Raw genomic sequence first — 19,696 nt, forward strand, 5'->3', positions numbered from 1 at the left:
CCTTTCATCAACATAAACACCATCATCGAATATTTCTGACCTGCTCTATTGTCCCTTCCGGGAATTGTCCCGATTCGTCCAATTCCTCGAAAAACGGTTCCATTTTCTTCTCCCATTCTTCCCGATTGATGTCATACACTTGGATGCCGTGCTCTTCTTTCATCCGTTCCAAATCACGTTCAGCCGCTTCCTCGACTAATTCCGTCGCCTTCTCCCCTGCCTCGTTTGCCGCGTCGATCAAGATTTGTTGGTGTTCTTCAGAAAGGTTTTGAAAGCTCTTTTCACTCATCACGATCACGACGTCCTGCGGATGTTCGTCGATTATCGTCACGTGCGGAGCCACTTCCGAGAACTTCATCCCCCAGACGAGGGAGATCGGCGACGTCACGGCTTCCACGACCTTTTGTTTCAACGCGAGATACGTCTCCGTCCAGGCGACAACCGTCGGGTTCGCTCCCAAATGTTTGTAAGCGTCGACATATATAGCCGACTCCGGCGCCCGCACCTTCAATCCTTGCAAATCGTCCACACTCTTCACCGGTCTGGTTGACAGCAAGACGCGGTACGGACCGCGTACGAAGTTTCGCTCTGTATTGAGAATGCGCATGCCATTTTCGATCAACGTTTCTTGAATATCGAGACCGATTTCTCCCGTATTAAACTTTTGGTAGTGCTCGAAATCCCGGAACAAAAACGGGACAGACGAAAGTTCAGTGCGGCTGTCGTAATCTTGGAAGTATGTAATCCCTTCCGCATACATATCTTGTGTTCCCAAAATCATGTTGTCGATCTGCGTCGTGCCTTTCCCCAACTGTTCCGCCGGATACACTTGCACGAGCAGTTCGCCGCCACTCTTTTCTTTCACCAGGTCGGCAAAGTACTGGAACGCTTCACCTTCAGGAGTCGACTCCGGCATTTTCGTCCCCAACTTCAATTCAATCGGCTGCGCCGTTTCCTTTTCCGTCTCGCCGCCGTCATCCTGCGAGGCAGACGTCCCTCCGCCGCAAGCGGCTATTATCAACAAAACCATCACCCATACGGCACTAAACACATATGTACGTTTCCCCATGTTTTCCTCCCCTTTGTTTATCACATGTTCATCTATTAGTTGTTTTCAAAAAACCGATCCACTTCTGTAATGGCTGATAGCGGCGTCCCTTCATCCAATTTCTGTTTCATACCGGGTTCATTCCTCTGGCTCGTCTCACATCGATCGAGGAGCGGATTGAGGTTGATCCCACCCGGGAGTACGACGATACCGTTGTCATCAGCGAATATGAGATCTCCCGGATGGACACATACCCCGCCGCACTGGACAGGTGTATTGATCTCGCCGTCCAAACCGAGCAACTTCGTAGTGACGGCAGAGAGCCCGGTGGAAAAGACAGGGAAATTCATTTCCCGGATCGCCTGTACATCTGTACTCGGCCCGTCAATAATAATCCCGGCTAGTTTTCTCACCTTGGCCGCATAAGCCACCATTTCACCGACACACGCATGCCGGCGGTCCCCTGCCCGGTCAATGACGAGCACGTCCCCTTCTTCTGCAAGACTGACCGCTTTGTGGACGATAGCCGAATCGTTAGCCACTGCCTTCACCGTAAAAGCCGAGCCTACTATCTTCACATTGCTGAAAACCGGCTGGATTTTCGGGTCCATAAAGCCGAAGTGCAAATAGTGCCCGATCGTAGCCGGCTCTATTTCCAACAACCTTTGCCGCAACCGCTCGGGTATATCGCTTTCGACTCTTGGGAATAGTTTCATGTGATAGAACCTCCTTCATATATGTTTCTTTATATGGTATTGACTTTAATTCAATTTGTCAATAATAAAGTTGAATTAAATTCATAAATTACTCTAAATACTCTTCTCCGTTATCATTAAGATGAATATAATTCAAGTTGGTGACGCTGATGATTGACGTCGGAAAAAGGATTAGAGAATTACGTCATATATCAGGAATTTCAGGAAGAACGTTATCCAAGATGACAGGCCTTGACCCATCTCAAATTTCCAAAATTGAGAACGGTTCAAGTAAACCTTCATTGGATGCTCTCGATAGAATATGTAAAGCTTTAAATGTAACTGTTCATGAATTTTTCTCCCCAGAAACCGAAGAATTGCCACCTGATTTACTCCAACTTTTAGAGACGACTAAAAATCTAACACCTGAACAAAGGAAGCTTTTAAACGACTTTTTAAAATCACTCGATATTTAACGTATGTGGAATAGGTTTGTAATCCATTTATTTACATCTTTTATAAACAATAGTAAGTTACACGGGAGAATTGCATATGCTTCCTAACCGACTAGACCAGTTAAGGCGGCAGCATAACTTAACTCACCAACAAATGGCCGACAAATTGGGAATTACCCGCCAAGCCTACGGCCATTATGAGAATGGTAAGCGAGAACCAGACTGCGAAACGTTAAAAAAAATAGCAGACTTTTTTCATACCTCCATTGACTACCTTTTAGGTAGAACGGATAACACTTCACAACAGTGTAACAATCAAGAAAAACTGGTTGAGCAATACCCTGACCATTCTGACATTGATCAGGACTTACTTCGAAGAATTGTTGAAACAACAAAAGAGGACCCGTATCAATCTTTATTTTTTGACGATACATTAGGTACACCGAAGGATGAAAGAGAAGAGATTGTACGGGGGCTTTGAAACTGCGAAAAAAGTACAAAAAATAAAAAGAACTATGCAGGGATTGGCCATATCACAATGTGATATTGCTAAAACCTTCAATGTAAACGCCTATTAAGATTAAAGGTTGTGATCACCTTTCCAATGCCATGATCGCATGCATTGGCAAGAGTTCATTTTACTGTTATACTTATGAAAAGTAATTAAGTATAAATAGGTAATTAAGATGAGGAAATATAGATCGAGACGCGGAGCCAATTGAAATAAAAAGGAGAATCGTTGTGGAAAGGAAATTTTTCCAGAAGCCATCAATTTACGTCGGTGAAGTGAGTGTGAATGTAACGAACTTAGAAAGATCCCTTCATTTTTATAAAGATTTCATGGGGTTTCGCGTATTAAAGCAAACCAATCGGAAAGCCATTCTGACAGCAGATGGAAAGACAGCTTTACTCACATTAGAGCAACCGGAGGATGTCGTACCGAAAGCGGGGAGAACGACGGGATTGTATCACTTTGCAGTGTTACTGCCTGAAAGAAAAGAGCTTGCGACATTTCTCAAACATCTTATTCAAACGACGGGACATCAGATCCGATTAGGCGCATCCGATCATTATGTGAGTGAAGCGCTGTATTTTGACGATCCCGATGGCAATGGCATTGAGGTGGCCCGGGACCGCCCGTCCTCCGAATGGAATTGGCATGGTGAAAAGGTTGAAATGGCCACCGTTGCCCTTGATGCAGACGATTTGCTTTCAGAGGCCGATGAAGAATGGACAGGCATGCCGGAGGAGACGTTAATCGGACATATTCACTTACATGTTTCTGACCTGGAGACAACCGAACATTTTTACGTCAATGGCTTGGGATTTAACATTGTGACAAGATACCCCGGGGCTTTATTTGCTTCCACCAACGGCTATCATCACCATCTCGGTCTCAACGTCTGGAATGGCGTCGGGGCACCGAAACCGGCTGAAAACAGCGTCGGGTTAAATTGGTTCACGTTGGTGTTCCCTGATGAGGAAAGGAGAAGCCAAACGGTCGATCAGTTACACCGTATCGGCATGAGTGTGAAGAAGGAGGATGACGACTACGTCACAGAAGATCCTTCAGGGAACAGAATACGGCTTAAAGTGGAGAGGTGATTGTTCCTTTGACACGATCCATTGTTATCGGAATGTCTTTTCCAGTATCGATAATCTCTTGAACCAATCCTGTTGGCTCCATGTATTCTTTCGCGGTAAAGGCAATTGGTTCCAGATCCACATCGTAGTCCATTGCAGTCAACAATAAAAAAGCCGTCCCTTCCACACGACCCATTTTTTCAAAATAATCGGAGAATATGGCCAGATCCATATCACTATCTTTATCAAACGTGCCTTTCGCATAAGAACCAAATAAAATCGCCTTTTTAATAGGAAAGCACCACACTATGGCGCTCGAGCAAGTGTCATACCTTTATGCAGGTTGTCTCGTCGATGGATCCTGACGTTCTTCATACTGTTTGACGAATTCGGTGAGGACGCGGGCCATGCCTTCCCGGGTCGTTTGCCTGTTCACTTCGTCCTTGATGCGGGAAGCTCCCCGCATGCCTTTGACATACCACGACGCGTGCTTGCGCATTTCGCGGATGGCCACATCTTCGCCCTTCAGTGCGATGAGACGGTCCATGTGTAGTAAGGCAATCTCAATCTTCTCCTGCGGTGTCGGCTCCGGCAACAATTCACCATGGGTCAAATAATGGACGGTCCGGTACAGCATCCACGGGTTCCCCAGGGCAGCGCGTCCAATCATCACGGCGTCGCAACCGGTCGTCTCCAGCATCCGCTTCGCGTCTTGAGGCGTTTTGACATCCCCGTTCCCGATAACGGGAATGGTGACCGCTTCCTTCACTTGCCGGATAATGTCCCAGTTCGCTTTTCCGGTGTACATTTGCTGGCGGGTGCGCCCGTGCAACGCGATCGCTTGAGCACCTGCCCGCTCGGCCGCTTGCGCATTTTCAACGGCGTAAATGTGTTTCTCATCCCAGCCCATGCGCATTTTCACCGTCACCGGTTTATCTACCGCCTGCACGACAGCTGAGACCATCTGTTCTATTTTGCCCGGGTCGAGGAGCCAGCGGGCCCCGGCGTCACACTTGACGAGTTTGGGCGCCGGACAGCCCATATTGATATCTATAATGTCGGCGTTCGTCTGTTGATCCACGATCCGCGCCGCTTCGACTAACGTCTCTTGGTCTCCCCCAATTATCTGCAAGGAGAGCGGCTTTTCCCGTTCATCGACGTAAAGCATTTTCATCGAGCGTTTGTTTCCGTTTAAGATCGCTTTGTCGCTCACCATTTCAGCGCAGACGAGGCCGCAACCGAACTCTTTGGCAATCAGGCGAAATGCCGGGTTACACACACCGGCCATCGGAGCTAATACCACATTGTTTTTCGTTTCAATCGGCCCGATTTTCAGTTTCATCGGTTGCATGGTGAACCCCCTTCCTAGCTTTCACAACAGATCAGACTCGTTTATAATTTAACTGCGAATGGCAATATGGTCAGAGTTTTGGTGCGCGACATCAATGTGTCGCCCAATAATTGTTCAAATTGGAGACGTATTAAATCAAACCGTGACCGGTGTCCCTAAATTCCACCAAAAGTCACCACCACTATCAGAAGTTTCTCTACAAACGACTGAACGCTTTTAACAGTCGTCCATCAGCTGTTTAAGATTTCTTCACGTGTTGCTACACCTTTATCTTGAACACTTTTACGCTAGTATATCACGAATACCAGAATTAATGAAAAATGGTCACGGCTGAAATGAATCCGGCCGCTTGTCCCTCCGCTTAAAGTGGTACAGGATCGCTTCCACGATGCGACGCGACGCCTCGCCGTCCCCGTACGGGTTCGACGCTTTCGCCATCTGCTGGTAGGTCCCTTCGTCCGTCAAAAGCTCCTTGCTCATGGCGTAAATCGTATCTTCGTCCGTTCCGGCGAGTTTCAGCGTTCCGGCTTCAATTCCTTCCGGGCGCTCCGTCGTGTCACGCAAGACGAGGACCGGCACACCTAGGGAAGGTGCTTCTTCCTGCACACCGCCTGAATCTGTCAAAATCATGTAAGAGCGTGCCGCAAAGTTATGGAAGTGGAATACATCCAGCGGCTCGATCAGATGGATACGCGGATCATGGCCCAACACGTCATCGGCTACTTCGCGTACGGCCGGATTGAGGTGAACGGGATATACGACCTGGGTATCCGGAAACTCGTCCACCAGCCGTTTGACCGCGCGAAACATCTGCCGCATACGATCCCCCAGATTTTCCCTGCGGTGGGCTGTCAGCAGAATCAGGCGATTATCTCCGACACGGCGCAACACGTCGTGCTCATACGTCTCGGTGACCGTCGTTTTCAACGCGTCAATGGCCGTATTCCCTGTAATAAAAATTGCGTCTTCCGGTTTGTTCTCATTCAGCAAATTAGCCGCCGCCTTCTTAGTCGGAGCAAAATGCAAGTCCGTCATGACACCGGTTAGCTGACGGTTCATCTCCTCAGGGTAGGGGGAAAATTTGTTCCACGTCCTGAGGCCCGCTTCCACATGCCCGACAGCTATCTGGTTGTAGAAAGCGGCCAGACTGGCAACGAAGGTCGTTGTCGTATCTCCGTGGACGAGGACGATGTCGGGCTGTACGTCCTTCATCACGCCGTCCAACCCTTCGAGCGCTCGCGTCGTCACTTCCGTCAGTGTCTGGCGGTCTTTCATGATGTTCAGGTCGTAATCCGGCGTAATGTCGAAAATATCCAGCACTTGATCCAACATTTGGCGGTGCTGTGCTGTCACGGTGACGATCGGTTCAATGTGTTCGGGATATTTCTTCAGTTCCAACACTAACGGAGCCATCTTGATCGCTTCCGGGCGCGTCCCGAAGATGGTCATGACTTTGATCGGTTCTGGCATAATTTGTCTCCTATCGAGTATAAGTGCAGTTCCTACTGTTTATGCATTGCAAACACCCTCCGGTGAGGGTGACAGGGTGACGAACTTCACATGAAAATTAGACAAACTCCGTTATAAGTGTACGAGACTTGCGATTTATCGTCAACATGGGAGACCCAGCGCTCAAATGAATCTAAAAAAAGATAACTCTTTCTGACTGTAATGGAAAATCACTTTTAGAATGCTACGGCGGCCACATTTTGCATTCCCTCTGAGTTTAGAGATCTATTGCAGAAGGAAAATCTTTATACGCATCAATTCCTTGAGAAAAACCAAGAGATTCATCGCATTTTCTAATAAATTGTAAAACAGTATCTTCTACTAGTTTGTACGAATGTTCCTCTATCGGATCAAAACCATGAGCAAGAAAACTTCTATTTCTGATCTCAACAATATTTTTAATCCTTTCTTTCCACTCTTTCCAAGCAGCAGATATAGGGTGTCCCAATATATCTAGAAGCTCGTAAGTATCGACCAGTCCTAATTTGATTCTCCCCTTATTGTCCTTAAACTTACTGTAATCATCGTGGTAGTTTTCCGGAATTTTGTCTAGTTTTATATCAGAAGATAACATTCTCTCTTTACTAGTCATGAGAGAAAATTGAGCATACATCTCTACTGCGCGATAAATCCGGGCCGTAGCATCGTCGTATAGACCTCGCCTACCTTTTCTCATGGCATTGTATATCACATCATAGACAAGCAAAAATCCAGGGCCTGGTGGCCATTTTTTGTTATCAGGAGACCACTTTTTAATAAATTCTTTATAATTAGCCAGCTTTTTTACCGTTTCGTTGTAGCCTGATATGTGTGGATCGTGCTTGTAGAGATCAAAATATTGTACAGCACCATGGTAATCAAATCGATCCCAGGCTTGAAACCCTTTCGTTAAATAATAATACTTGTTCAACTCGTCCTCATGTTCATCTACAAAACCATACTGTTGCAATTGATCCAATGTTTGTAGAGCAGCAGTATAATTATTCTTATTAAAATTTTCCTTCCAGACATTCAGTCCGCGCCTAATAAACGCCTTATTGACTGGAATCCGCTTGCTTTTTTCCATCCCGTCTTTAACCCGAATCAAGTCTTGCCGCACGCCGGTAACAACATTTAGCTTACACTCGGGGTGTTCAATTCCTGCGGCTCCTAAACCAGCTACCATTGAAACCGTGCCACCTGTATAGTCGACAATAACTTCATGACCTTCTTCAACATATTTTTCAATATATTGAAGAGCCTTTTCATACGTGTCATAAGGATCGTCGGTATCGACGGGAACAATCAAATATTGATTCTCAGTTAAGTTCGTCTGCTTGACTATGCTCTCCCGATGCTTACCTGTCTCCCCAACTTCCCCTTCTCCATCAATCATCGTGCAACTGCCACGATGATTGATGGTTGGAGCTGAACAGAAAAAAATAACATAATCCGGTTCATTATTTTGGATAGACGTGACAATCGGCCTGTCACTACCACCTACCGTTGACAACAAAACCCTCATTTTTTCCACCTCCACGGAATGTAGTCATTTTTCTAGGGAGTACCACCGTCTCGATGGTGATTTCCGGTGAATCCGGTTCTTCGTAAGGGGCCGAAACCCTGTAAATCCCTTAACCTCTTCTGTTCTTGTAGGACACGCCTTTATCGATATTATCGTAACGCATCGCCGCCGGATAAATGATGAGGCGCACCCGATCCTACGGATAGTAGTGCTTCAGCAGGACATGGTAATTTTCCCGATATCGTCCAGCACGTCATCTTCTCTCCAACTGAGACTGTCAATGGCGATCCAGTGATCAGGTCTAAATCCGATAAACTCTAGTCCGTCAGCTCCAGGGCAGACATGTTCTTCGTCCGGTTCAGTAGTACCTTGCATCCTCCCCCCACCTCCTCCCGTTGAATAAGGACGCCCCCCGTGCGGTCCGGTCGATGATGGGCTCCTTTATGTGCTGTTGTGCTTATTCAAATATTCCTCCCGTATAGCCAAAACACCCCAACTGGTGGCTGTCATTGTGAAAATCTGATCCGCCGGTCATGAATAAACCGAATTCTTCCGCCATTTGCCGATACCTTCGATTGGCGTCCTCATCCTGTTCCCGGTGCCACACTTCAAGGCCGTCAAACTCACACGTCTTCAACAGCTCCCTGACCAGATTATCGTCGTGAAGATGGACTGGATGTGCCAGTACGGCTTGCCCGCCCGCTGCATGAATCAGTTCAATGCCCTCCTGGGGCGATAATACGACTTTATCCAGGGCGCACGGCTTGCCGTCAGCCAAGTATTCGTCAAACACCGTTTGGTAATCCGACACATACCCTTTCTTTACAATTGCTTTCGCAATGTGGGGTCGGCCGATGACACCGCCTTGACTGAATTCTTTCACGTCCTCTATCGTCATCGGCATACCGAGATCCGTAAACTTCTGTATAATGCGATATGCCCGATCTTCTCTGCCTTCCCGCATGCGGGACAACGTCTGATGCAATTCGGACGGGTCTCTCAGGTCGTACCCGAGAACGTCGACGCTTTTACCGCGATACTTCGTACTGAGCTCCACCCCTGCAATGACGTGAACGCCTAACGCTCGACCGGCACGCTGGGCTTCCTCTACACCAGCCAACGTGTCGTGATCTGTGATCGCAATATGCTTCAGTCCAACTTCTTTTGCCTTTTTCACCAGTTCTTCCGGTGTGTAATCTCCATCAGATGCTGTCGTGTGCACGTGGAGATCGAATGAACCTCCTTGGACGGCCGTTTCGATAGACATTCGGCGAGCCTCCCGGGAAAAGATTAATCATCAGTCTTGGCAACCATACGTTAAAGAGCGCCATCGCGCTCGGCGCTCAACCGTTCACGAACTATCCCTGATGATAGCATTGTATGACAGTAACCGGCTCCTCGCCACGCCGGATGTTCGGTCGGCTGATGGAATAAAATTCATCCCATTCGGTCAAAAGACAGAGGGCTCCACAATCTTTTGCCGCCTCCAACGCATCGGAACACCACTTAATGTGCGGAGAGTTGATCACAGCTTTAAAATTGTGCATAGCATCAGGATCGTACACCTTCACCCGCGCGTCTAACTTCAACAATTCCCCCACAATCTCGACGGACGGTGCTTCTCTCACATCGTCCGTATTCGGTTTAAAGGCCAGTCCCCAGATGCCAATCGTTTTCCCGGCAAAGGACTCGCGTGACTGCCTTCATTTCCTCAATGACGTTGTACCGCTGGTCTTCGTTCACATGAACGACAGATTTCAACAATTTAAAATCGTAATCCACATTTCCGGGTATTTAAATCAAGGCTTTTGTATCCTTCGGGAAGCAGATCCCACCGTAGCCGATCCCGGCGTTAAGAAGGCCGGGCCGATCCGCTTGTCGTACCCCATCCATTTGGCTACCTTCGTCACGTCCGCCCCGACTTTAATACTTGGTAAAATATGGGGGGGACATGATCTATTATCGGATAAACAGCGACAAATGTAAAATGTCTTTCACTATTTTGACAGAATTTGACATCATCTAGGCGGTTGTGAGACTTTCATTCTACGACTATGGGCATGCGGGCGGAAGAAAAAAATGGAAAATCTACAACTTACGACACTTTACGACATTTTCATCTTTTTCTTACACTGGTGTAGGAGAGATTTAGGTGTAAAGGGTGAAGGAAGATTAAGGAAGATACACATCGAAATAAAGACGTTGTCGACAATCCGGTGCTGAAGTCCTTGTGCGGCAAACCGTTGAGACGCGCATTGAACGAGTTCGGTTTTCCGACATTGCGGGAGACGGTGTTTACGGAGCAGGACATTCACGCGTTCCATCGACACATGCCGGAGTTGCCTGCGTCTTACACGCTTACGGCGAAATTGCTGGCGCATTCGCTCGACGGGGGTAAGATCGTCGACGTCAACACACTCCGGGACGGCACCACGGTGTGGACGGTATCGTTTAAATGCTGGCATTACGTCTGCCAGTGCGACTTTGCCCACCGACACGGGACGTGGAAGACGACCGGGACACCGCGGATGCAAAGGTTGCAAGGTGCGTTAAAATGGATGCCTTCGGCCTGGTACGCGCGCTTCAAGCATCCCTTCATCTTTGATGCCGCAGCCATTGCCTTGTTGGTCGTCGTCAGCTTCGCCCTCGGAAGTGTATGGGCCCGCGATGCCGGGGGAACCCCAGCAGTGAAAGCAGCCGATCCCGATGTCGTGCTCCCTGAGGAAGCGGTGAAAGTCGTCGAAGATGAAGGGTACCTCGTCATGACGCCGAAAGAGCGGGATCACCTCATCCAGCAGGCGCAAGCGACAGCGTATGCGCAAGCGGAACAGGAAATGACCGCCAAGGTGGAGGAAACCCGTAAGCAGGCAGATCAAAATATTGCCGCCAAAGTAGAAGAAAAGCAAACGGAAGAAGGAGAAGAGGAGGATCGAGATAACCACCAGACAGAAAAGGTGCTCGTCTACAGCATGCGGGAAGGGATGCCGATTCAAGACCTGGTGAAGGCGCTACACAAGCACGATTTTATCGACGATACGCAGGCGTTTCTGAAAAGGCTGGAGCAAGAAGATTTAGAGACGAAAGTGAAAATTGGCGACTACGAATTTACGAGCGACATGAGCGAAGATGCCATCATCCAAACGTTAAAATCGAAATAGTGTGAGGGGGAGTAAAATTCTGCCGTTCGGGCATACTATGACTAACTCTTTCACAAATGGGGGATGTTTTGTGAAACAGACGTCTATGTCCGAACGACCCGCGGTGTCCAATGCGTTTTTCACCGGGCTGTGGAACGGCTTGTGGATGAGTTTGCCTCTGTGGGGACTTATTTTCGCTTGTTACGCTTATTGGAGGTAAGGTTTTCTGTGACAGCCTGGGCAGGAGCGGCAACCTCCGACGCGCAGGCTGTTCTGTCTGTCTTTACTGCAGTGCGAAGGTGAGCTCGCCTTCGGCAACTACTTTGTCTCCGACGCGGGCTGTGCCGCGCCCTTTGCCAATCGGCCCTTTCAGTCGGGTGAAGGTGACTTCCAGCGTGAGTGTGTCCCCGGGCTTCACTTGTTCGCGGAAACGAAATTTGTCGATACCGGCGAAGAGGGCGAGTTTTCCTCGATTTTCCGCCCGATGCAGCACTGCGACGGCCCCGACTTGCGCCAGCGCTTCCACGATGAGCACACCGGGCATGACGGGGTAATCGGGGAAGTGGCCGTTGAAGTACGGCTCGTTGGCGGTGACGTTCTTGATCCCGACGACCCGCCGGCCCTCTTCCAGCTCCGTGATGCGGTCGACGAGGAGGAACGGGTAGCGGTGGGGAATGATCGCTTTAATTTCCTGAATGTCTAACTCCATCTTATTCTCCTCCAAGCGGTAAGATTTGGTTTCATTATATCGCAAAGGGAAAAGCCCGGCATACAGGCTTGTCACTCTGAATGAAACGGCGAAAAACCGTCTACACTAGAATTGATCCTGCTGTTCTTTAGAACGGCGGGTTCACATAAAGGAGCACGCCACTGGTTTATATTCCGCGGCGTGTTCTTTTTAGGTCGGTTTCCGATTCAACAGGCGGATTTGGCCAATGTAGACGAGGAGTGTCACGTAAGAAAAGAGGATCGTGCCCCACAGTATCGCCTGGTCGTACGGCCATTCGAACAAAAGAAAGACAAAGGTGACGTAGTACAAGACGGTCGTCGCCTTGCCCATCACGTTGGCTGGAACCGTTTGCTTGCCCCGAAAGTGGAAGACGGCCGTACCGACGATCATCCCGGCATCCCGGATAAAAATGGCCAGTGCGGCTGCAAGGGATATGTGTCCGGACACGAGCATGGACAGGAAGACAGTCAGCATCATCAGCTTGTCCGCGAGGGGGTCGAGCATTTCTCCCGTGTGGGTCGTCCACCCGTAGCGGCGGGCGACGTATCCGTCGGCGATGTCCGTCAATCCGGCCAAAATCACGACAAAAAGCGCCCATACGTTACGGTAGGGCACGTCGCTCATAAAGACTACGATATAAATTGGAATGAGCGCCAGACGAAAGAGCGTCAACACGTTCGGTATATTCATACAGTCAACCCTTCTAAGCTTTCACAATGTGCGGATGTACGACCTCAACCCTCAGCGTATATCATGTCGTACAGATGCTGCCACAGCTCCAAGCTGAACACCTCTCCCGGAGGCTCTCCCCCGATGACGGAGTAGCCGATGAGGAGCCCTCCGACTAAAGCTCCCGCCAACAAAAGGGGTAACCATAGTATGTGAAAAACGATACGCGACATCCGCCATTTCCACGAATTTTGTCGCCGGGCTTTACGTCCTGCCCGGGCGGCTTTCCTTCCTTCCGCCGTGCGGTCCGGTTCAGCATGCTGCACGTTGGAATCGGCACCTTCGTCCATCAAACTCCCCCTTTAACTGCGGATGTTGTTCACAATCCCGCTCATAGCGTCAACGGAGTCCAACGCCCTGGCGTTCAGCTGGTAACTGCGCAAGGCGGTCATCAGTTCACTCATCGTCCACCCGAGGTCTACATTGGCCATTTCCAGCGCGCCCTGCCTAATTTCTCCGAAGGGATTGTCGTTCAAGTCTGTATTGAGCACGACGTCATCAGGCCGTTCGCCGCCCACCTCGGCGATACGGTACACGTTCGCCCCAACGCGTTCTAACTGCTGCGGGTTCAGCACGTGGACGTAACGCAATGTAGCGACGAACACTTCAGCACCGTCTTCGCCACGGGCGTATACGTTCCCCTCTTCGTCAACCCGCATTTCTGTGTTCTCAGGCAGGTCGATAGGATTGCCGTTTACATCGAGGAGGGGGAGCCCCTCGCTCGTGACGAGACGTCTCATGCCGCCTTCTAACGGTGCCAACTGGAAGGATCCGCCGCGGGTAAAGCGCCGTGCGCCCGTGTCATCGGCAGCCAGTTCGAAGACACCGCCGCCTGCAATCATGAGATCAGTCGGGACGTCAGTCTGTTTGACGCTGCCTTGTGTCCACACGGTCTGGTTGTTGACCAAGTGGGCTCCGTGGCCGAGGGACATTCCAGGAGGGGTTTCGCGCCCGGGAAACTGAACGGCTTGCAACCCGTGAAGACGGCTGTTCAACACGTCGGAAAAGGACGGGTCCTTGCGCTTATACCCGACAGTGTCGACGTTGGCCATCTGATCCGCCAACTGATCGATTTTAGACTGGATGCTGTGCAAGCCCGTCACAGCATGAATCATGGCGAGTCTCACTGTTTATCCTCTCCTTAACCGAGGCGTCCTATCTCGTTCACTGCCTTTTCCAAGCTCCGGTCGTACGCCTGGATCGTCCGCTGGTTCGCTTCGTACAGCCGCTGGACTTGCATCAAGTCCACCATGGCCTGTTGGGGATTGACGTTGGAGCGCTCTGTAAAGCCCTGGTACACTTCAACGTTAGGGGCTGCTGCATCGGGAACGTCTGCACCGGTCCACTCGTACAGTCCGTCCCCCGTTGAATGAACAAATTCGGATCGGGGGCGGAAACGATGCCGAGTTGTACTGTGTCAACCACTCCGTCGGCATTGGCGAAGGTGACGTTGCCGTTCACATCCACTTCGAACGATTGGGCATCTGGCACGGTGATGGGATTTCCGTCACTGTCCAGCACCAGAAACCCTTGCGCTGTGACGAGGGTGTTGTTCACGTCCAGCGTCCACTCGCCGTTGCGCGTGTAGCGCACCCCGTCCGGCGTCAACACGGTGAAGAACGCATGCGGCCGCTCTCCGGTCTCGGGATCGACGGGCATCCCTTCATCCCACAAGGCCACGTGGTACGGGTTCCCCGTTTCCACAATGTCCCCTTGGGCAAAGTTCAGAACCGTCTCTTCACTGAGGACTCCGTGGGGAAGACTGCCGACGGCCCTTCGGTTTTTCAACGTCCGGCCCGCACTTTCGAGCGCTTCGATGCGGGAGACGAGCATTTCGGGAAAGGAGCGCTGTACGGTCTCCCCTTGTTTAAATCCGGGGGTGTTCGCGTTGGCGATATTGTTCGTAATCGTGTCGTGGCGGCGCTGAAGGGCAATCATCCCTGCCGCAGCCGTATACAACCCTCGTAACAAAAGACTACCTCCTTACACGTAACGTCACTCTTTCAACGCGCTGACTCGCATTGGTTATGTATGAATGTGGTGGCCAAGCTTGTCCATAGGATAATGTCGGTGTATGATAGCGTTCTTTCTCTTTAGACTATACCGCAAAGCAGGTCGGAAGTCCACATACAGTCCCAGAATTTAACTTGTCCGCTAGCTGGTGAAGAGAAGAGGCGGTTGCGACTCACAGTCGTCCCTCCGCCGGCAGTCGGGTCACTTTTCACATGTGGACCATGTAGATTTCCCTTGTTCGTGCCTGTCTATGTACGTTATCGGAGTACAGGCTCGGATTCTTTATCTTCGTCTTTTTTAGCGGGGCGGCGGTACTTTATTTTGGTCGCTTCACCTCCGCGCAAATGCCGAATGGACTTGTGATATTCCAGTATTTCTTTAACTTTACTCGCCAACTCTGGATTGATTTCTGGCAGTCGCTCGGTCAGATCTTTATGGACAGTGCTTTTGGAAACGCCGAATTCTTTCGCGATCATCCGGACGGTATTGTGGGTTTCGACGATGTATTGACCGATTTTGATAGTGCGTTCCTTGATGTAATCGTGCACTCCCTTCGCCTCCCTGATTCGGAATGTCTGGTACATTATATGAGGCGAAATGGCGGTTATTCTCGTCTTACAAGCCTTGACAGGCTGTTTTGTACAGATTTTCTCAAAAAGAATCCGCCCGCATCGAGATGTGCGGGCGGATCTCGCTTGTCGCAGGTTGTCCCTTATTCCACCTGCGGCAAGTGGTTCACCGGGTTCACCGGTTCACCGTCTTGATGCACTTCGAAGTGCAGGTGAACGCCGCTCTCTTTTTCCACTTTACTGCGCCCGGCGGTGCCGATGACGTCACCTTGGGTGACGGTATCGCCTTCCTTCACCTGGACTTCTTCCAAACTTTGATAAACGGTCTCAAGGCCATCAGTGTGCTGAACCCGTACTTCCTGGCCGTTCAGCGGGTGGGTGTCGACAGACGAGACGGTTCCCGAGAGAGCGGCCAGTACATCGAACGATTCCCCGTCTTCCCGGGCAAAGTCGATCCCGGTGTGGGGATTGAAACTTTGACCGTATTCGACGAGGGCCGCTTCTTTCTCCTCTTGGGAGGCGTTCTCGTCGTAAAAGTTCATCGTGATGTCCACTTCACCGCCCACGGGCAGTGCCATCTCTTCCGCTTCGGCACCGGTCTGAACGGCTTCATCGTTTTGACCCAGGCTGATATCTTGCTGCTGCTCTTCACTCATGCCCGTTTCGTTCGGGTCCACACTCATTCTAGAGTCCTGGTACCACCACATGAGGGCTAAGATGAGAGCTGCGGCTAACATGTAGATGCCCGGGAAAACCCACTTTTTGCCAAAGAACCGTTTCCAACCGCCGGACCGTTTGCTAGCTTTCTGAACAGGACTGCTAGATTTCTGTTCAGGTTTGTTGTCCATTGAGCATCACCTCAACCCTCATTGTTGACAGGATGAGGCGTTTTCATACGTCCGATTAGCAAAAAGGGGCGCTAGCTGTGTGCGAAATGCAAGATTCATATACTGTGTACACAAAAATACCGGCTCGTCGCCGGTGAGATCCCTTCATCTATCCCTTTTTACTCTTCGGTTGATCGGTTTTATGCACCCACTGGCGGTAGTCTTCCACGCGGACACCCTGGTAGTAATGGGCCACGATGTCTTCCGCCGTTTTGCCTTCTTCGGCCATCAAGTTGGCCCCCACTGGCTCATGCCCACGCCGTGTCCGTAGCCGCGGGTTTGGAAAGTGACGCGGTCGCCTTCAATCTTCCACGAAAAGTCGCTCGACCTCAGGTCCAGCGCCTCCCGGACTTCGCGCCCAGTGTACGTCTGATCCCCGATTTTCACTTCGGCTACATTCCCGCCTTCCGTTTTGCTGACGACGTCTATCCAGTCTGGGCTCCCTGTCGACGCGGAGACGGCCACCGGCTTTCCGGTGTACTGTTCCAACTTTTGCGCCAACTGGGCGATTGTGAGGACGACGGGTTCACCTTTGTAAGACGGCGCATCTTTGTCCCAGGAGGAGTCGACGCTGCGCAAGTAGGGATACGCCGCCTCCCAGTAATCTTCCGAGTTTTCCGTTTTGCCGTTGCTCGTGGAGAAGAAGGCCGCAACGATGGGACGGCCGTCGTACGTCAGCACTTTCCCTTTCGTTTCGTTGACTGCTTGGTTGACGCGGCTGATTTTCTCGTCGTAACGAGCTCCCCAGTTTTCGCGCAGCCTGTCCTCGGTGTAAAACACCTGATGTTGCACCGTGTCGCTGACCCACGCTTCTTTCGCTTTCTCTCCGAACAACTCCACCATGTCGGAAAAATCTTGGCGGGCGACACGGTCAATGATGTACGTCCGCGCGGCCAGCGCCTGGGCTTTCAGCGCTTCGATGTGGAAGTCTGCCGGCATTTCCGCTGCGACGACGCCGCGGACGTACGCCTCGAGGGGCAGTTGCACGATGCGCTCCTCTTCGGAGAGGTAAACGGGGATGTGGGCGGCGTTTTCTTCAATGATCAGGTCTACTTTTTCTCGTTCGGCTGTGTGGACTGCTTTTTTTTTCGCTGTCGGGTCGGGTTCGACTTTGGCTTGGACGGTGACAAGTATGGCGGGTATGGCGAACATGGCAGTGAAGAGTATGACGATGGTCGTTAAGATCGGTCGGTTCAATTCGGATCACGCCTCCTCAGTACAGCTTATGGGACGCATCCCCGTTTCAGAACCTTTTTTTGGGAAAAAGGAGACATAAAACGAAAAAAGAAAGAGCCTTATGCCCTTTCTTCGTTTGAGTACGTGTGTGGAATCGATCATTATGCGTATGAAGGCTGGACGACGAGTTCGGACGCCGACTCCTTTTGTTCGACTTCTACCGGTACACGTTCGATGTCGGCTCCCAGCCGGTGAAGCTTTCCAGCCAAGTCGACGTATCCCCGGTCGAGATGGTGCAGTTCGGTCACTTCTGTCTCCCCTTCCGCCGCAAGGCCGGCGATGATGAGAGCGGCCCCGGCTCTCAAATCACTCGCTTTCACCCGGGCGCCGGACAGGGGTTCCCCACCTTCCACGACGGCCGTTCGTCCGTCGATCTTAATGTTAGCCCGCATCCGTTTAAATTCTTCGACGTGCATAAAGCGGTTTTCAAAAACAGTCTCGGTGATGAGGCTGGTGCCTTTAATTGTGAGCATGAGTGCCATCATTTGCGCTTGCATGTCGGTAGGAAATCCGGGATACGGCAATGTCTTCACATCGGCAGGTTTGAGCTCTCCCTCACAACAGGCGTGGATGCCGTCGTCTTCCTCAGTGACCGTCACCCCGATTTCCTCCAGTTTGGCGATGAGCGGACGGATGTGATCCCCGATGGCGCCTTCTACGAAGACACTGCCCCTTGTCACCGCCGCTGCGACGAGAAAAGTTCCCGCTTCTATGCGGTCCGGTATGACGGTATGTTGCGCTCCTTTTAAGAAATCGACGCCTTCGATGCGGATTTCGCCCGTACCGGCCCCCCGCACGTTTGCCCCCATACTGTTGAGAAAGTTGGCCAGGTCGACGATTTCCGGCTCCCGGGCCGCGTTCTCGATGACGGTCTGCCCTTTGGCGAGTGTTGCCGCCATCATGATGTTCTCCGTCGCACCGACGCTGGCGATGTCGAGGTAGATGTTCGCCCCTTGCAATCGGCCGTCTACTCTCGCCTCGATGTAACCCTGCCCCATATCAATCTGGGCGCCCATGGCCTTAAACCCTTTTAAGTGCTGGTCGATGGGGCGGGTCCCGATGGCGCAGCCGCCCGGTTGCGGGATACGCGCCCTTCCCGTCCTGGCGAGTAACGGGCCCATGACGAGAAATGAGGCACGCATTTGGCGAACGAGTTCGTACGGCGCTTCCGTCTCCGAAATCGATTCAGCATTTGTATAAATCCGGCCGTTAGCATAACGGATCTTGATACCGAGTGCTTTTAAAACTTTGACCATGTTTTCGACGTCTTTTAGGGGTGGGGCGTCGCCGATTTCGCTTTCGCCGCGTGCGCTTAACAGGGTGGCAGCTATTATGGGCAGAACGGCGTTCTTCGCACCTTGTACTTTCACTCTCCCCTTTAACCGCCGACCTCCACGGATCACGATTTTCTCCAACATTCTTCCCTCCGCGTATGTGGGTTAATATTCGATTGTTATGATTGGCGTTCCCATCGTCATGATCGTTCGCTGGTGAACCTTGTCGTTTCTCAACGCAATCTGCACATTCATTTCTCGTCCGTTCGACATGATCGGTTGACCTAGTTGTGGGGAAAACGCGGAGACACTCGTTGAAGTCGCATCACGCAGGGCTTCAACCTCGTACGCATCCAAATGATGTAGTGTGCGATGTATAAACTGCTCCTGTTCGTCCCGACTTAACATGCGAGGCGTTGAACCTTGGATGGACACCTGTATGTTAGGGTGAATACCGGCTTCCGCTAAACCTTCCGACACGTACTGAACCACTTCCGACAGTGAGTCACTGGTCCGTCCATCTGCCTGCACTTGAACGACGAGATAGTGGCTGGACACAGCCTTTTCATTCCCACGCCTAATAACGCGAATTTCTAAAGGGATGTTTCGCCGCCAGTCCGAAAAATAGACATCTTCCGACTGGGTGGAATTAGGTGTGGGCTGAAAAGGAGAATCCGTCTTCCTTTCCTGAAGGTGAAAGTAGCGGACCAGGTGATTCAATTGTCGTTCTGTGAGCGGCCGGTTCAGTGGAGCCCCATGGTGAACCATCCATGATTCGAGTTGCCAATTATTCGTCTGAAGGGTTTGAACGAGTGGATGAACATTGACCGTTTGTTGCGCAGCCGACAAGTGGCTCCAACCTGTGTACAGAAAAACGATCCCCAGGGCTAATATGGAGAACCCCCACTGCTTTACCATATGAACCTCTCCCATGTGCCGTGTCTATGTATTACACATTCTTCACGAATGGGCGGG

Annotated in this window: 25 protein-coding genes and 2 pseudogenes; 4 read left to right on the forward strand and 23 right to left on the reverse strand. The window is 50.9% G+C overall.

From position 1 onward, the window contains the following. Window positions 1-22 precede the first annotated feature (22 nt). Window positions 23-1,069 (reverse strand): TRAP transporter substrate-binding protein, encoded by a 1,047-nt coding sequence (locus tag B0W44_RS16770; protein WP_077721026.1) that lies wholly within the window; start codon window positions 1,067-1,069, stop codon window positions 23-25. Window positions 1,070-1,104: 35 nt separating this feature from the next. Next, window positions 1,105-1,764 carry an RraA family protein gene (locus B0W44_RS16775; RefSeq protein ID WP_077721027.1) on the reverse strand — a complete coding sequence of 220 codons (660 nt, stop codon included), beginning with the start codon at window positions 1,762-1,764 and terminating at the stop codon, window positions 1,105-1,107. A 149-nt stretch (window positions 1,765-1,913) separates the two neighbouring features. Between B0W44_RS16775 and B0W44_RS16780 the strand changes: the two genes are divergently transcribed. From B0W44_RS16780 to B0W44_RS16790, 3 genes are all read left to right on the forward strand, one after another. Beyond that, entirely contained in the window at window positions 1,914-2,219 is a 306-nt protein-coding gene (locus B0W44_RS16780) for a helix-turn-helix domain-containing protein (protein WP_228441296.1), read from the forward strand. A 76-nt stretch (window positions 2,220-2,295) separates the two neighbouring features. Next, the gene (locus B0W44_RS16785) at window positions 2,296-2,679 is read left to right on the forward strand and encodes a helix-turn-helix transcriptional regulator (protein WP_077721028.1); all 384 of its coding nucleotides are present in this window, start codon (window positions 2,296-2,298) and stop codon (window positions 2,677-2,679) included. 260 nt (window positions 2,680-2,939) lie between these two features. Then, complete coding sequence (locus B0W44_RS16790) at window positions 2,940-3,803, forward strand: VOC family protein (protein WP_077721029.1); 864 nt, start codon at window positions 2,940-2,942, stop codon at window positions 3,801-3,803. Here the strand turns inward: B0W44_RS16790 and B0W44_RS16795 are convergent. The 10 genes and pseudogenes from B0W44_RS16795 to B0W44_RS19295 form a co-directional block, all read right to left on the reverse strand. Beyond that, the gene (locus tag B0W44_RS16795) at window positions 3,787-4,089 is read right to left on the reverse strand and encodes a nucleotidyltransferase domain-containing protein (protein WP_169835645.1); all 303 of its coding nucleotides are present in this window, start codon (window positions 4,087-4,089) and stop codon (window positions 3,787-3,789) included. The two genes, B0W44_RS16790 and B0W44_RS16795, sit on opposite strands and share 17 nt — an antisense overlap. A 27-nt stretch (window positions 4,090-4,116) precedes the next feature. Then, window positions 4,117-5,133, reverse strand: coding sequence for a tRNA dihydrouridine synthase DusB (gene dusB, locus B0W44_RS16800; protein ID WP_077721031.1), 1,017 nt, complete (start codon window positions 5,131-5,133; stop codon window positions 4,117-4,119). Between the two features lie 324 nt (window positions 5,134-5,457). Next, on the reverse strand, window positions 5,458-6,603 hold the full coding sequence (wecB, locus tag B0W44_RS16805; RefSeq protein ID WP_077721032.1) for a non-hydrolyzing UDP-N-acetylglucosamine 2-epimerase: 1,146 nt from the start codon (window positions 6,601-6,603) through the stop codon (window positions 5,458-5,460). A gap of 256 nt (window positions 6,604-6,859) precedes the next feature. Next, on the reverse strand, window positions 6,860-8,146 hold the full coding sequence (locus tag B0W44_RS16810; RefSeq protein WP_077721033.1) for a TIGR02710 family CRISPR-associated CARF protein: 1,287 nt from the start codon (window positions 8,144-8,146) through the stop codon (window positions 6,860-6,862). A gap of 213 nt (window positions 8,147-8,359) precedes the next feature. After that, window positions 8,360-8,521 (reverse strand): hypothetical protein, encoded by a 162-nt coding sequence (locus B0W44_RS18300; protein ID WP_169835646.1) that lies wholly within the window; start codon window positions 8,519-8,521, stop codon window positions 8,360-8,362. A gap of 82 nt (window positions 8,522-8,603) precedes the next feature. Beyond that, a complete protein-coding gene (locus B0W44_RS16815) occupies window positions 8,604-9,413 on the reverse strand; it encodes a PHP domain-containing protein (protein ID WP_077721034.1) in 810 nt (269 codons plus the stop codon). A 91-nt stretch (window positions 9,414-9,504) separates the two neighbouring features. Beyond that, window positions 9,505-9,774, reverse strand: coding sequence for a UDP binding domain-containing protein (locus tag B0W44_RS19280; protein WP_418304057.1), 270 nt, complete (start codon window positions 9,772-9,774; stop codon window positions 9,505-9,507). Between the two features lie 16 nt (window positions 9,775-9,790). Beyond that, complete coding sequence (locus B0W44_RS19285; protein ID WP_418304058.1) at window positions 9,791-9,928, reverse strand: hypothetical protein; 138 nt, start codon at window positions 9,926-9,928, stop codon at window positions 9,791-9,793. Between the two features lie 12 nt (window positions 9,929-9,940). Beyond that, window positions 9,941-9,994, reverse strand: a pseudogene (locus B0W44_RS19290) (hypothetical protein); the annotation flags it as partial. Continuing rightward, a pseudogene (locus tag B0W44_RS19295) lies at window positions 9,985-10,128 on the reverse strand (hypothetical protein); the annotation flags it as partial. The pseudogenes B0W44_RS19295 and B0W44_RS19290, both read right to left, overlap by 10 nt. 234 nt (window positions 10,129-10,362) lie before the next feature. Here B0W44_RS19295 and B0W44_RS16825 point away from each other — a divergent pair. Beyond that, complete coding sequence (locus B0W44_RS16825) at window positions 10,363-11,304, forward strand: MltG/YceG/YrrL family protein (protein WP_169835647.1); 942 nt, start codon at window positions 10,363-10,365, stop codon at window positions 11,302-11,304. 262 nt (window positions 11,305-11,566) lie between these two features. On the opposite strand, the gene fabZ is transcribed toward B0W44_RS16825, so the two are convergent. The 11 genes from fabZ to B0W44_RS16880 form a co-directional block, all read right to left on the reverse strand. Then, window positions 11,567-11,992, reverse strand: coding sequence for a 3-hydroxyacyl-ACP dehydratase FabZ (gene fabZ, locus B0W44_RS16835; RefSeq protein ID WP_077721037.1), 426 nt, complete (start codon window positions 11,990-11,992; stop codon window positions 11,567-11,569). A gap of 189 nt (window positions 11,993-12,181) precedes the next feature. After that, window positions 12,182-12,703, reverse strand: a complete 522-nt coding sequence (locus tag B0W44_RS16840; protein ID WP_077721038.1) for a CDP-alcohol phosphatidyltransferase family protein — start codon at window positions 12,701-12,703, stop codon at window positions 12,182-12,184. A gap of 44 nt (window positions 12,704-12,747) precedes the next feature. Then, window positions 12,748-13,032: a DNA-directed RNA polymerase subunit beta gene (locus tag B0W44_RS16845; RefSeq protein ID WP_077721039.1), complete on the reverse strand. Its 285-nt coding sequence runs from the start codon at window positions 13,030-13,032 to the stop codon at window positions 12,748-12,750. Window positions 13,033-13,044: 12 nt separating this feature from the next. Continuing rightward, window positions 13,045-13,869, reverse strand: a complete 825-nt coding sequence (locus tag B0W44_RS16850) for a flagellar hook-basal body protein (protein ID WP_077721040.1) — start codon at window positions 13,867-13,869, stop codon at window positions 13,045-13,047. Window positions 13,870-13,883: 14 nt separating this feature from the next. Further along, a complete protein-coding gene (locus B0W44_RS19300; RefSeq protein WP_418304059.1) occupies window positions 13,884-13,982 on the reverse strand; it encodes a flagellar basal body rod C-terminal domain-containing protein in 99 nt (32 codons plus the stop codon). Beyond that, window positions 13,982-14,713, reverse strand: a complete 732-nt coding sequence (locus B0W44_RS19305; RefSeq protein ID WP_418304060.1) for a flagellar hook-basal body protein — start codon at window positions 14,711-14,713, stop codon at window positions 13,982-13,984. Before B0W44_RS19305 ends, B0W44_RS19300 begins: the two co-directional genes overlap by 1 nt. A gap of 299 nt (window positions 14,714-15,012) precedes the next feature. After that, entirely contained in the window at window positions 15,013-15,303 is a 291-nt protein-coding gene (gene spoIIID / locus B0W44_RS16860; RefSeq protein WP_077721041.1) for a sporulation transcriptional regulator SpoIIID, read from the reverse strand. Between the two features lie 164 nt (window positions 15,304-15,467). Continuing rightward, complete coding sequence (locus B0W44_RS16865) at window positions 15,468-16,172, reverse strand: M23 family metallopeptidase (protein WP_077721042.1); 705 nt, start codon at window positions 16,170-16,172, stop codon at window positions 15,468-15,470. A gap of 267 nt (window positions 16,173-16,439) precedes the next feature. Then, window positions 16,440-17,408: a stage II sporulation protein D gene (spoIID, locus tag B0W44_RS16870; protein WP_077721043.1), complete on the reverse strand. Its 969-nt coding sequence runs from the start codon at window positions 17,406-17,408 to the stop codon at window positions 16,440-16,442. 140 nt (window positions 17,409-17,548) lie between these two features. Then, the gene (gene murA, locus B0W44_RS16875) at window positions 17,549-18,862 is read right to left on the reverse strand and encodes a UDP-N-acetylglucosamine 1-carboxyvinyltransferase (protein WP_077721471.1); all 1,314 of its coding nucleotides are present in this window, start codon (window positions 18,860-18,862) and stop codon (window positions 17,549-17,551) included. A 24-nt stretch (window positions 18,863-18,886) separates the two neighbouring features. Then, on the reverse strand, window positions 18,887-19,639 hold the full coding sequence (locus B0W44_RS16880) for a YwmB family TATA-box binding protein (protein WP_169835648.1): 753 nt from the start codon (window positions 19,637-19,639) through the stop codon (window positions 18,887-18,889). Window positions 19,640-19,696: the final 57 nt, after the last annotated feature.

This window comes from Novibacillus thermophilus, from assembly GCF_002005165.1.
In the GTDB taxonomy this organism is placed as follows: Bacteria; Bacillota; Bacilli; order Thermoactinomycetales; family Novibacillaceae; genus Novibacillus; species Novibacillus thermophilus.